This is a genomic window from Vibrio sp. MMH1-50, assembly GCF_022347645.1.
Classification (GTDB): Bacteria; Pseudomonadota; Gammaproteobacteria; order Enterobacterales; family Vibrionaceae; genus Vibrio; species Vibrio harveyi.
In genome coordinates this window covers 11,441-23,169 of the sequence record NZ_JAKRGG010000017.1, presented here as the reverse complement: position 1 = coordinate 23,169, position 11,729 = coordinate 11,441, and the positions used below count along the sequence as shown (strand labels likewise).

General features: G+C 45.0%; 11 protein-coding genes. 6 read left to right on the top strand and 5 right to left on the bottom strand.

The features are described 5' to 3' along the window. Positions 1–74: 74 nt before the first annotated feature. Positions 75–1,043 carry a porin gene (locus tag MHO32_RS13975; protein ID WP_017190769.1) on the bottom strand — a complete coding sequence of 323 codons (969 nt, stop codon included), beginning with the start codon at positions 1,041–1,043 and terminating at the stop codon, positions 75–77. Positions 1,044–1,607: 564 nt separating this feature from the next. Between MHO32_RS13975 and MHO32_RS13970 the strand changes: the two genes are divergently transcribed. Together MHO32_RS13970 and MHO32_RS13965 are read left to right on the top strand one after the other, a co-directional pair. Further along, the gene (locus MHO32_RS13970; RefSeq protein WP_239212563.1) at positions 1,608–2,636 is read left to right on the top strand and encodes a porin; all 1,029 of its coding nucleotides are present in this window, start codon (positions 1,608–1,610) and stop codon (positions 2,634–2,636) included. Positions 2,637–2,840: 204 nt separating this feature from the next. Continuing rightward, positions 2,841–3,455, top strand: coding sequence for a fumarylacetoacetate hydrolase family protein (locus MHO32_RS13965; protein WP_005452403.1), 615 nt, complete (start codon positions 2,841–2,843; stop codon positions 3,453–3,455). Positions 3,456–3,463: 8 nt separating this feature from the next. Here the strand turns inward: MHO32_RS13965 and MHO32_RS13960 are convergent, their stop codons facing one another. The 3 genes from MHO32_RS13960 to MHO32_RS13950 all read right to left on the bottom strand — a co-directional run bounded on the left by MHO32_RS13960 (position 3,464) and on the right by MHO32_RS13950 (position 5,414). After that, positions 3,464–3,775 (bottom strand): AzlD domain-containing protein, encoded by a 312-nt coding sequence (locus MHO32_RS13960; protein WP_009696378.1) that lies wholly within the window; start codon positions 3,773–3,775, stop codon positions 3,464–3,466. Then, complete coding sequence (locus MHO32_RS13955) at positions 3,772–4,515, bottom strand: AzlC family ABC transporter permease (protein ID WP_239212553.1); 744 nt, start codon at positions 4,513–4,515, stop codon at positions 3,772–3,774. Before MHO32_RS13955 ends, MHO32_RS13960 begins: the two co-directional genes overlap by 4 nt. Positions 4,516–4,586: 71 nt before the next feature. Further along, positions 4,587–5,414, bottom strand: a complete 828-nt coding sequence (locus tag MHO32_RS13950; protein WP_239212551.1) for an AraC family transcriptional regulator — start codon at positions 5,412–5,414, stop codon at positions 4,587–4,589. A 250-nt stretch (positions 5,415–5,664) separates the two neighbouring features. On the opposite strand from MHO32_RS13950, the gene MHO32_RS13945 reads away from it, so the two are divergent. Both MHO32_RS13945 and MHO32_RS13940 read left to right on the top strand, forming a co-directional pair. After that, positions 5,665–6,297, top strand: a complete 633-nt coding sequence (locus MHO32_RS13945; protein WP_005452399.1) for a LysE family translocator — start codon at positions 5,665–5,667, stop codon at positions 6,295–6,297. A gap of 88 nt (positions 6,298–6,385) precedes the next feature. Continuing rightward, positions 6,386–6,805, top strand: a complete 420-nt coding sequence (locus MHO32_RS13940) for a GNAT family N-acetyltransferase (RefSeq protein ID WP_239212541.1) — start codon at positions 6,386–6,388, stop codon at positions 6,803–6,805. Positions 6,806–6,892: 87 nt separating this feature from the next. Here the strand turns inward: MHO32_RS13940 and MHO32_RS13935 are convergent, their stop codons facing one another. After that, a complete protein-coding gene (locus MHO32_RS13935) occupies positions 6,893–8,587 on the bottom strand; it encodes a phospho-sugar mutase (protein ID WP_045486707.1) in 1,695 nt (564 codons plus the stop codon). Between the two features lie 330 nt (positions 8,588–8,917). On the opposite strand from MHO32_RS13935, the gene coxB reads away from it, so the two are divergent. Together coxB and ctaD are read left to right on the top strand one after the other, a co-directional pair. Beyond that, entirely contained in the window at positions 8,918–10,081 is a 1,164-nt protein-coding gene (coxB, locus tag MHO32_RS13930; RefSeq protein WP_239212539.1) for a cytochrome c oxidase subunit II, read from the top strand. Next, positions 10,078–11,718 (top strand): cytochrome c oxidase subunit I, encoded by a 1,641-nt coding sequence (gene ctaD / locus MHO32_RS13925; protein WP_005452395.1) that lies wholly within the window; start codon positions 10,078–10,080, stop codon positions 11,716–11,718. Before coxB ends, ctaD begins: the two co-directional genes overlap by 4 nt. Positions 11,719–11,729: the final 11 nt, after the last annotated feature.

Here is an 11,729-nt window from a genome sequence, read left to right as displayed (position 1 = left end):
AATAAATAGAAAATGACCGACACGAAGTGCCGGTCAAAAACTTGCTGCGATGCTGGCTTGGGCAGAAGCCGCAATTAGAAGTCGTAGCGTACGCCAAGACGAAGTGTATCTTCGCCTTCGGTTACTTTACCTTCCGCGTCTTTCGCTTCATCAAGTTGGTTCATGTAGTAAGAAAGGTAAGTGCGGAAGTTGCTATTCAGTTTGTAGTATCCCACAAGCTCAAAACCTTCAACTGCATCGTACTTTACAGCGCCATTTGGATCGTTTTCTTGGAAAGTGTAAAGACCAGCGACGGTAAACTTACTTGCGATCTTGTAGCTTGCAACTAGCTCATAAGCGGTAAAGTCTTCAGAATCTGTCAGTGCACCTTGTGAGTACGTACCTGCAAGGTAGAGGTTATCCAGTGAGTAAGCGATACCACCAAGGATTTGGTCTTCTGAATTGTCTTTGTCTACATCACCGCCTGAGTATGCAAGACCTAGGTCAAGACCGATTGGTAGAGAGTAAAGACCAGAAATGCCGTATTTATCTTGGCTATCCTCGGAGTTAGCTTGGTAAGTGGCTTGAACTTGTAGAGCATCGAATTCACCACGGTAAGCGAAAACGCTATCTTGCTTATCCGAAGATGAGTCAATGACTTGCTGAACGCCAGAAAACTCGGTGATATCCGTCATGTCTGAGATGATAACGGCAGCCATGTCTTGACGACCTACAGAGAAGCTACCTGCATCTGCACTTACTCCTGCGTACATGTAGCGGTTTTTAAATTCGCTCTTACCGGTTTTTTGTTCCGCTTCGTAAACACCAAATGCAGACAGACCGTTACCGATGTCAGCCTTACCTTTTAGGTTTAGACGCGCACGTGACTTATCTTCCATGGAACCGTCTACTTCAGCACCGCCTGAACCAATAAAGTCACCACGAAACTCGACGCGACCGCCAACCTTCAATTCAGTGCCGCCATCTTTGTACACTGTCGCCGCAAAAGATGGTGCTGATACCAATGCTGTTAACACTGCAGTAGTTAGTGCTGCCTTTTTCATTTTCTTATTACCCTAGTTGTAATCGATGAGCTTTCTTGCTCGATGTATTGATGACGCTAAGGTAAACCGAGAAAATTAAAGATAGATTTCTATTAAGTTATGATTTGTTTGCATATTTATTTCAAATGTATGAATGCCTTCTTATTTATGAAAATAAGAGAAAAAGGGGGTTTTATGTTTTTTTATGTTTTTCTAATGACTCCCGAACGACATATTTTTAAAAAAGATCCTAATCATTTTTTTCTTCTCGAATTGTAATTCAAGATTTCATGTTTAAATTTTCATTGTTTGTTTTAACAATGATTTAGCTGGACTTTTTGTTGTTACATGTAAGCATTTGTTTCCAATTTGGGTGTATTTTTCAGAATTTGTATAAAGAAAAAAGGTAAACGTTTGCGATTTTTCTTTTTTATTACATCTTTTCACTCTGCTCTGGGGAACTTCTGAAATACATTGATTGGCAGTTGTTAATCAAAAGTGACGCACATTGGTGGAGAAGATGCCCCAATCTACTTTTGTATAAAACTGACTTATAAACTAATGAATAAATACATGGATTTTATAATGAACAAAATATTCCTAGCAGCAGCGATCGCAGCAGCAACATTCGGTACACAAGCAGTAGCAGTGGAGCTTTACAACAACGATGGCACAACGTTCTCTGTTGGCGGTCACGTATCTATTAACGTGAACGGTTCAGAGCAAGGTGACACTGATGTAGGTACTAACTCTCCACGTATCAACTTCACAGCAACTCAGGATCTAGGCAACGGCTTTACTGCTGACGCTCGCGGTGAATGGGCTCTTAACTACCTAGATGGTGGTGACGAAACATTTACTACTCGTCTTGGTTACCTAGGTCTAACTCACGATGTTTACGGTCGTGCAGTTGGTGGTACTCAGTGGGCACCTTACTACGATGTAGCTGGCGTTGCTGATATGCCTATCGCGTTTGCGAACGACTTTATCTACGACGATCACGGTAACCTAGGTACAGGTCGTGCGGACAAGATGCTTTCTTACCGTAACGCGATTGAGCTGGGCGAAGCTGGTGCAATCAACTTCGGTCTAGGTTGGCAAGGTTCTCAAACAGACGCTGATACCTCTCTAAACTACGATGACCGTGTTCAAGCAGCTCTTTCTTACGAAATCATGGGTGCTAAGATCGGTTACACATACACTGGCGGCGACATTAAAGATGGCGTGAGCAAAGAATCTGCTGAATCTCACCTAGTATCTGCAGCGTACGGCTCATACGGTCAAGGTCTATACATTGCAGCAGTTTACGGCTCAAACGAGAACATGAACTTCAGCACTACTGGTGATCGCTTAGTTGATAGCGATGCGTACGAAGCGCTACTAGCTTACGCACTACCAAGCAGCCTTAACCTAAGCATTAACTACGAAATGGTTGAAGGTAAAACATTTAAGAACTCTAAAACTGAAACTGCTCGTGAAGAGATGGCTGTACAGGCTGAATACAACTTCACTCCTAAGTTTGTTGGTTACGCTGGCTACCAGTTCGACCTAAACGATGCAAACGATCGTAAAACAGATGACAAATGGGCACTTGGTGCTCGTTACTACCTATAATAGTAACCTGTCCTAGTTACTATGGAAGCCAGCTTCGTGCTGGCTTTTTTTTGTCTGTGGTTCTTACCTTATCGAAGCTCAATTTAGTGATGATTCACTCAAAACGGGCTGAATGTCTTGTTTTTAACACCTCGAAACGAGAACTAGTGTCAACAACGTAACGTGTTGGATTATTATGCGTTTTTTGTTTTGCAGGGAAGAGCAATGAGCGTCGTTCAGGTTGAAGAGAAGAAAATCAAAGTCGGCAAAGTTCTGTGCGTCGGGCGTAATTACGTTGAGCATATTCAAGAGCTAGATAATGCCGTACCAGAGCAAATGGTAGTGTTCAATAAACCGGCGACTTCCGTTTCAACCAAACTCACCTCATTCCATCAAGAGCCTTTGCATTACGAAGCCGAAATCTGCTTTGTGATCAAAAACGGTCAATACTGCGCGGTTGGGCTCGGCTTAGATCTGACCAAACGCGGTTTACAATCTAACCTCAAAGAAAAAGGATTACCTTGGGAACGTGCCAAAGCGTTTGATGGCTCAGCGGTATTCAGCCGTTTCCGTTCTCTTCAAGGTGTCGATATTGACGATCTCAACTTAGAGCTTTTGATTAACTGTGTTCATGTTCAAAAAGGGCATGTTAAGCAAATGCTTTACCCACCGATGAACATTCTCGATGAGTTGAAGAGCTACACAACGCTAGAAGATGGCGATGTCGTGATGACAGGGACACCAAAGGGCGTGGGTGAAGTGCATCAAGGCGATGTCTTCCTTGGACGTTTGAAGTGTGGAGACATCACCTTATTAGAGATTGAATGGTTGGCTGTTTAGTCGCGAGCTTATAGCCAAATTCGAAGCAGTAAAAACGCGACCATACTTACGATGGTGGTGAGCAATACATTCTTTGTGAGGTATGCAATCGCAGCAGCTAATAGGGCAGCCAATAGAAATGGGTTTTGCCATGTGACGCTCAGTTCACCTTCTGGCATAAACACGATAGGAGCCCAGATCGCGGTGAGCACTGCAGGGCTTGCGTAGCTTAATATCTTTTGAGTTCTTACCCCCAATTTAAGCGGCAATTTTGGTTCGAGAAATAGATAACGGCTAGTGAATACCAAGGCTGTCATGGCTAAGATAGACAAAAAGATCATTGGCGTTCCTCCGGTGTATTCTCAATGTTTGGGGCTTTCGTCGTAAACTGTTCAACCAAATAGCCCGTCAACATGGCGAGAATACTCGAGAACATCAAGCTTCCTTCCACTTGGTAATAATTCAGCGTCACTGAGCTAACTAATGCTACCAATACACTGCATAGCACGGGAATGCTTTTTATCGTTGGCACCACAATCGCGATAAAGGTGGCAGCAACGGCAAATTCTAAGCCGAGCTCATTCAATTCAGGTATCAAACTGCCAGCGACGATGCCAGCAAGTGTTGCGAAGTTCCAAAATAAGTAGAAGCTTAATCCAGCGCCAAGGGCGTACCATCGATCAAATTGCTTATCGGATTGGTGTCCGACGATGGCAAATAGCTCATCAGTGAGTAAGAAGCCAAGTGAAAGACGCCACTTTAAGGGCAATGGCGAAATTTTACTGCGCATCGAAACACTATAAAGAAAATGGCGAGAGGTAATGAAAAAGGTCGTCAGCAACATGGTGGTTAAGCCTGCACCAGCTTTAATCATGCCCATGGCAACAAGTTGTGCGGAGCCAGCAAATAGAATGGCGGAAAGCGCCTGACCTTCCAGCGGGTGTAAGCCAGTATCGATGGCAAATGAGCCCGCAAGTAATCCCCAAGGCAGTACGGCGATGCTTAATGGCATCATTGCGATGGTACCTTGTAAAAAGAGTGAGAATTTTGAGTCTTGATGAGTTGGCAAAGTAGTATCCATAACTTCAACTTGAATAGAAAAACATGCTGTTAAGGTAGGCTGACCTAAGCATGCTGCCTTGTACAAAATTGCTAACAGTGCTTGATGTACTGCCCGGGCGTTACCCCCATGGCTTTTTTAAAATGACGATGCAAGTGGCTTTGGTCGTGAAAACCACATTCTTGAGCAACATCGGAAATCTTTTGTCCTAGCTTGAGCAGCTTTTTCGCCATTCTTAGCCTTTGTTGAATCTGAAACGCGTGCGGCGGAAAGCCAAACTGCTTTTGAAACTCACGCAACAGGTGGAAGGGGCTCAACCCTGCTAACTTCGCAAGTTCTTCTAAAGAGACATCGGTTTGAGGAAAGTCTTCAAGAAATTCTTTGACCAGGTGCAATTGCCTTTGCGCTTTGGTTGCATCTTTAAGGGGAGCTCGATGTGTACTGTGCTTGCTGGCAAGTTTGATCAGTGTGCCGTAGACAAGTGTCTCTCTTAATAAGCGGTTATCGGATTTCTCGAGAGTATCGAACACTAATCGCAGTTGATTCGCGAGCTCTGGATCGTAAACGACGGGCTGCGGGAAGTAGGGCTGAGCGACATTGGGTGCGCCAAGTTCTTCCCCAAGCGTTTGAAACTGCTCAGGTACGGGATACATGGCTTTGTATTCCCAGCCACCTTCTGACGCTGAGTGACCATTATGCACCTCATCAGCGTTTACAAGAATGATACTGTCTTGCGGTGCAATGTGGTTGCCACCTGTACGAAAGAATTGCTGTGCGCCTTTTTCAATCACTCCAATGGTGTAGCCTTCATGGCTATGGCGAGAGAAGTTTTGTTTTTCGTATTTTGCATCGAGCAGCTCTAACCCGCCCAACTCTTGAGCAATCTTAAAAGTCGCGATTTCCTTATTCTTTTCTTTCATCTCGGTCCAAATAGCTCAAGCGTAAACAGTAGCACCACATCATTTGGAGTCTACCGGATCCATCCTGCTTATTTTTGTACAAAATTGCTATTGGTATTAAAAATAAACATCAAAAAGGTTAATTGTTTTTAAATTGAGCATTAAACCTTTTGTATTTTCTGAATATTGCTTCGTAGAAAGATATTTGGTCTGGTTGTTATCTATTCATTGGTATAAGATCCGCCGCCTGTTTTAGAAAGCCAGTTCCACCATGATCGATTTATCTGTACTCCCTGTTTATCTCACCGCTGTTATTGCACTTCTTTTGTTGCCTGGACCTGACATGTTGTTGATTGCCAGCTCTAGCATGAGCTATGGCAAAAAAGTTGGTCTGTTTGCAAGCTTAGGCAACGCGACATCCGGCGTGATCTTAACGTTATTGGCAGCTATGGGTGTGTCGACCTTGATTGCCATGAGCCCAATCGCGTTAAAAGTGCTTCATCTACTGGGGGGCGCGTACTTGCTCAAAATGGGGTGGGACTGTTTACGAGCGGACGTTTCTGCTGCACCAGAGCTTGACCAGAAAAACAAGATGGCATCGACTTACTATCAACGCGCTTTGATGAGTAACCTGCTGAACCCAAAAGCCTTAGTGTTCTTCGTTATGTTTTTACCTCAGTTTGTCTCTAGCAACATTACCGCATCGTCGGGTGAGCAAATGCTCGCGCTTGGTTTGCTGCTAAACGTATTAGGCTTGCTATTCAATATTTTGTTAGTTGCATTGGCGGGGACATTAGGCAAAGGGTTGCTGGAAAACGATAAATTCCGCATGTACCAAGGTAAGCTAATGGGCTTGGTGTTCGTTATCCTTGCGGTGTGGATGCTCAGTAGCTTCGCGATGTAGTGTGTAGGAACAATCAGATTTTTGAACAAAAGCCAGCACTCGCTGGCTTTTTGTTTTAGTATCACTCTGATTTCCAAGGAGTGGCAGTATGAAACTTGAATTTAAACTCAATCCAGAACAAAACGATCTCGATTTTATCCGTGATGGCATCCGAGCTTATAACAACATGCATCTACCGGATGGGGATGTAAATGCCATTGGCTGTTTTGCCCGTAATGACGAGGGTAAAGTGATTGGTGGACTCACGGGAGAGATGTTCAATAACACCGTGTTCGTTGAATACCTATGGGTTGATGCAGAGGCACGCACTTCGGGATTAGGAAGCAAGCTGATCGCTCTACTGGAAGAGCAATTGAAACCGCGTGGAGTCACGCATTTGTATCTCGATACCTATAGCTTTCAAGCGCTCGATTTTTACTTGAAATTGGGTTTTGAAAAAGTTGGGCAATATTCAGGCTACCCAGCAGCAGGCATTGATAAACATTTTCTGCAAAAACAGATTGCTTGATTTGGTTTGAATTGCATAAAAAAGAGGCGCTCGATGCGCCTCTTTTGCTATTTGTAGCTGTCACAGAATCGATGTTTCAAACTCGAATTACAAGCTTTGTTGATGCGCTTCGATAAGTGCGTTCATTTTCGCTTCCGCAGCTTGGTTAGCTTGCGCGTAATCCATCTCAGCCGGGAAGTCGCTGATTACCTCGTAGTAACACTTCAACTTAGGCTCAGTACCAGAAGGGCGAACAATCACACGTGATTTGTCTTCTAAGTGGTAAACCAGTACGTCACTTGCTGGCAAGTTAATCGCTTCTGTTGGACCATCGGTCACGAAGCGAAGTGATGACTTCAGATCTTCAATGACTTCGATGCGCTTACCCGCAATCTCTTTCGGTGGGTTTGCGCGAAGTTTGTCACCGATTGGTGGTGATTTAGGGTCAAGTGCAATGCTGCGCTGCGCGTTGAAGTAGAAACCGTGTTGGCGGTATAGTTCTTCTAACTTATCCCACAGCGTTTTGCCTTGTGCTTTCAATTTACCTGTCAATTGAGAGAAAGCGACCAGTGCTGACAAACCATCTTTATCCCATACCTTATTACCTACTGTGTAGCCTAGTGCTTCTTCGTAAGCGAATAGGAATGGGTTCGCTTCAGTTTCTTGTGTCATTGCTACGTTAGTTAGCCATTTAAAGCCAGTTAACGTTTGGTAGTATTCTGCGCCGTGTGCTTTCGCAATACTGCTCAATAGACGAGAAGACACAATGGTATTCCCAACAAGCGCATTTGGTTGACCTTGCAGTAAGTAGTCACCAAACAATGAACCCACTTGGTCACCTGTTAGCATCTGATATTCGCCATCTGGGCGTTTTACAGCCACAGCAAAACGGTCTGCATCAGGATCGTTCGCGCAAGCAATGTCCGCATCGACAGATTTACCCAGTGCCATCACCATGTCCATTGCGCCTGCTTCTTCAGGATTCGGGAAGTTTACGGTAGGGAACGTACCGTCCGGTTCACGCTGTTCTGGAACGCTTGCGACTTTTTTAAAGCCAGCGTCTGCGAGTAACGTTTCTGCCATGTCCGCACCGACACCGTGCATTGCCGTGTAAACAATCGAGATATCTGTGTTGCTGTCCGGTGTTAGCAGGGCATTGTCGTTCATTGTTTTGCGATAAGTTTGGTAGTACTCGTCTTCAAGCCAAACTAACAAACCTTTTTGTTTTGCATCGTCCAGTGACATCAGAGGAAGCGGTTTTGTTGTTGCTTCATCGATTTTTGCAGCAATACCAGAATCGTGAGGTGGAATAATCTGTGCGCCATTTTCCCAGTACACTTTAAAGCCATTGTATTCTGGTGGGTTGTGGCTTGCGGTAACAACCACAGCAGCGGCTGCATTTAATTCACGAACACCAAAAGCAACAATTGGCGTTGCTGCTACTTTATAGGTTAGGTAAACCTTGATGCCCAAAGCAGTAAGTACAGAAGCTGTATCGTGTGCGAACTGTTTAGAATCTGGGCGACCATCGTAGCCAATAACAACACCGCGAGACGATGCGTCTTTCACTTGTTCAATCAGATAGTGACCGAGACCTGTTGCTGTCTCTTGAATCACTAAACGGTTCATGCGATTTGGACCCGCACCGACTTTACCGCGCAGACCTGCGGTACCAAATGCTAAGCGTGAACCAAATCGATCTGTCAGTTCTTGTTCGTTATTTGTATCGACTAGGTGTTGAAGCTCTTCACGAGTTTTTGGATCTGGGTCTCGTGCTAGCCATTGAGTAATTTGTACTGTCATATTCGTCTTTCCTTAGTAGGGGGAGCCTACTTGTTTAGACACTTCTTTGCTTAAAAGCGTCCCAATGTTTTCTTTTAATTAATGTAAATGGTTCTCAATTACATTTCAAAGAGGGCAATCGATAAACCGAATTTATTTTTCAGTCTGTACGGAATTTATTCACAGTTAATTTCTTGAAGAACTATTGAACTATAACTAGCCTTTTAACATAAATATAACAAAGAGTGCTGAAATCGTAGTTTTTGTGATTTTTCGTAAATTTGTTCGATATTTGCATCGGGAAGCAAGGAAGCTCGCGCAAGCGCAGCGGCTGAGCAGAGGAGAGATCTTTTGAAAAGATTAGCAACTACTCTAGCCTTATTAACGAATGTGATTTTTATCACGTTTTCTTCGTCCAGTTGGTCAGAGCAGAGTGATTACAAGATGACGCGAGGTGTTACGGGGATCAGTGAGCAAGTGTATGAATTACATATGCTGATCTTCTACATTTGTTGCGCTATCGCTTTTGTTGTATTCGGTGTGATGTTCTATTCCATCTTCAAACATCGCAAGTCAAAAGGGGCAGTTGCCGCTAATTTCCACGAAAGCACTAAAGTGGAGATCATCTGGACCGTTATTCCGGTCATTATTCTTATCGCTATGGCGATTCCTGCGACCAAAACGCTGGTGGCGATGGAAGACACCAGCCAATCAGACCTTACTGTGAAGATCACTGGCTCTCAATGGAAGTGGCACTACAGTTATTTCGGCGAGGATGTCGAATTTTTCAGCCTACTTGCTACCAGCCAGAAAGAAATCGATGGCATCGAAGCGAAAGGGGCGCACTACTTGCTCGAAGTGGATAACCCGCTGGTTTTGCCTATCAACCGTAAAGTTCGCTTCTTAATGACTTCTGATGACGTAATTCACTCTTGGTGGGTACCTGATTTCGCTGTTAAGAAAGATACGATCCCTGGTTTCATTAATGAGGCTTGGACTAAGATTGATGAACCGGGCGTATATCGTGGTCAGTGCGCGGAGCTTTGTGGTCGAGCGCATGGTTTCATGCCAGTTGTTGTTCATGCGATGGCGGAAGATGATTTCGACCAGTGGATGGCAGACAAGAAACAAGAAATTGCCTTACAAAAGGCGGCTGCCCAAGAAGCATTGACGCAAGACCTTTCAATGGAAGATTTGATGGGACAAGGCGAGTCGGTTTACACCGCGCGCTGTGCTGTGTGTCATCAAGCGAACGGCGAAGGCATTCCGGGCGCGTTCCCGGCAATCAAAGGCAGCGAGATAGCCAAAGGTCCGGTTGTTGCTCACATCGATGTATTGGTGAACGGTCGAGCTGGCACCGCCATGCAAGCTTTTGCTAACCAACTAAGCGATCAAGAAATTGCCGCTGTAATTACCTATCAACGTAATGCTTGGGGAAATGATACTGGCGATACCGTTCAAGCATCCGATGTTAACGCCTTTAAGGCACAAGAAAGTGCCAAGGAGGAAATATGAGTAAGCCAATTGAAAAAGCGGTGAAGTCTGCTCCTGCTGAAGCGCAAACTACTGCAAACACGACCATTGCGATTGAAGACGACCACGATCATCATCACGCACCAAAAGGGCTAGCGCGTTGGCTTTATTCCACCAGCCATAAAGACATCGGTACGCTTTATTTATGGTTTAGCTTTGCTATGTTCCTCACTGGCGGTGCGATGGCGATGATCATCCGTGCTGAGCTATTCCAACCGGGTCTGCAATTGGTGGACCCTCAGTTCTTTAACCAAATGACGACCGTACATGGACTAGTGATGGTGTTTGGTGCCGTCATGCCAGCGTTTACTGGTTTAGCCAACTGGATGATTCCAATGATGATTGGCGCTCCAGATATGGCTTTACCACGGATGAACAACTTGAGTTTTTGGATCTTACCTTTTGCGTTCCTCATTTTGATCGGCTCTTTGTTCTTACCGGGTGGTGGCCCTGATTTCGGTTGGACTTTCTACGCACCGCTTTCCACAACTTACGGTCCTGATAGTACGGCGTTGTTTGTTTTCTCAGTCCATATCATGGGTATCAGTTCCATTATGGGTGCCATCAACGTTATCGTGACTATCGTAAACATGCGTGCACCAGGCATGACTTGGTTCAAGCTGCCAATGTTTGTTTGGACTTGGTTAATTACGGCGTTCTTGTTGATCGCGGTTATGCCCGTGTTAGCCGGTGCGGTCACCATGGTTCTGACCGACAAATACTTTGGTACAAGTTTCTTTGATGCCGCTGGTGGCGGTGATCCTGTGATGTTCCAACACATCTTCTGGTTCTTTGGTCACCCTGAGGTATACATCATGATCCTGCCTTCGTTCGGGATTATCTCGGCAATCATTCCGGCTTTCAGTGGCAAGAAACTGTTCGGCTATCATTCGATGGTTTACGCAACCTGCAGTATTGCATTACTGTCATTCCTAGTGTGGGCACACCATATGTTTACGACGGGGATGCCAGTATTCGCCGAACTCTTCTTTATGTACTGCACCATGTTGATTGCAGTGCCAACTGGCGTGAAAGTGTTTAACTGGGTGGCGACTATGTGGCGGGGCGCAATGACGTTTGAGACACCGATGTTGTTTGCCATTGCTTTTATTGTCTTATTTACAATAGGTGGCTTCTCAGGCTTGATGTTGGCGATTGTACCTGCGGATTTCCAATACCATGACACTTACTTTGTTGTTGCGCATTTCCATTATGTCTTGGTATCCGGTGCGGTGTTTTCGATTATGGCAGCGGCGTATTACTGGCTACCGAAGTGGACAGGCAATATGTATGACCACAAGCTGAGTCTATGGCACTTCTGGTGTTCAATCATTTCGGTCAATGTGTTGTTCTTCCCAATGCATTTCTTGGGCTTAGCAGGGATGCCAAGACGCATTCCTGATTACGCTATCCAGTTTGCCGACGTTAACCAAATCGTATCGATAGGTGGCTTTGCCTTCGGTCTGTCTCAATTGATCTTTCTGTGGCTAGTCATCAAATGTATTCGTGGTGGTGAAAAAGCAACGGCAAAACCTTGGGAACGTGCAGAGGGTTTAGAGTGGACGGTACCTAGCCCAGCCCCACATCATACATTCACAACTCCGCCAAAAGTCGATTAACCGAAGAGTGA

Bases quoted from the DNA above. Each gene is read 5' to 3' on its own strand.
- MHO32_RS13975 (WP_017190769.1), bottom strand. From the start codon at position 1,043: ATGAAAAAGGCAGCACTAACTACTGCAGTGTTAACAGCATTGGTATCA.
- MHO32_RS13970 (WP_239212563.1), top strand. From the start codon at position 1,608: ATGAACAAAATATTCCTAGCAGCAGCGATCGCAGCAGCAACATTCGGT.
- MHO32_RS13965 (WP_005452403.1), top strand. From the start codon at position 2,841: ATGAGCGTCGTTCAGGTTGAAGAGAAGAAAATCAAAGTCGGCAAAGTT.
- MHO32_RS13960 (WP_009696378.1), bottom strand. From the start codon at position 3,775: ATGATCTTTTTGTCTATCTTAGCCATGACAGCCTTGGTATTCACTAGC.
- MHO32_RS13955 (WP_239212553.1), bottom strand. From the start codon at position 4,515: ATGGATACTACTTTGCCAACTCATCAAGACTCAAAATTCTCACTCTTT.
- MHO32_RS13950 (WP_239212551.1), bottom strand. From the start codon at position 5,414: ATGAAAGAAAAGAATAAGGAAATCGCGACTTTTAAGATTGCTCAAGAG.
- MHO32_RS13945 (WP_005452399.1), top strand. From the start codon at position 5,665: ATGATCGATTTATCTGTACTCCCTGTTTATCTCACCGCTGTTATTGCA.
- MHO32_RS13940 (WP_239212541.1), top strand. From the start codon at position 6,386: ATGAAACTTGAATTTAAACTCAATCCAGAACAAAACGATCTCGATTTT.
- MHO32_RS13935 (WP_045486707.1), bottom strand. From the start codon at position 8,587: ATGACAGTACAAATTACTCAATGGCTAGCACGAGACCCAGATCCAAAA.
- ctaD (WP_005452395.1), top strand. From the start codon at position 10,078: ATGAGTAAGCCAATTGAAAAAGCGGTGAAGTCTGCTCCTGCTGAAGCG.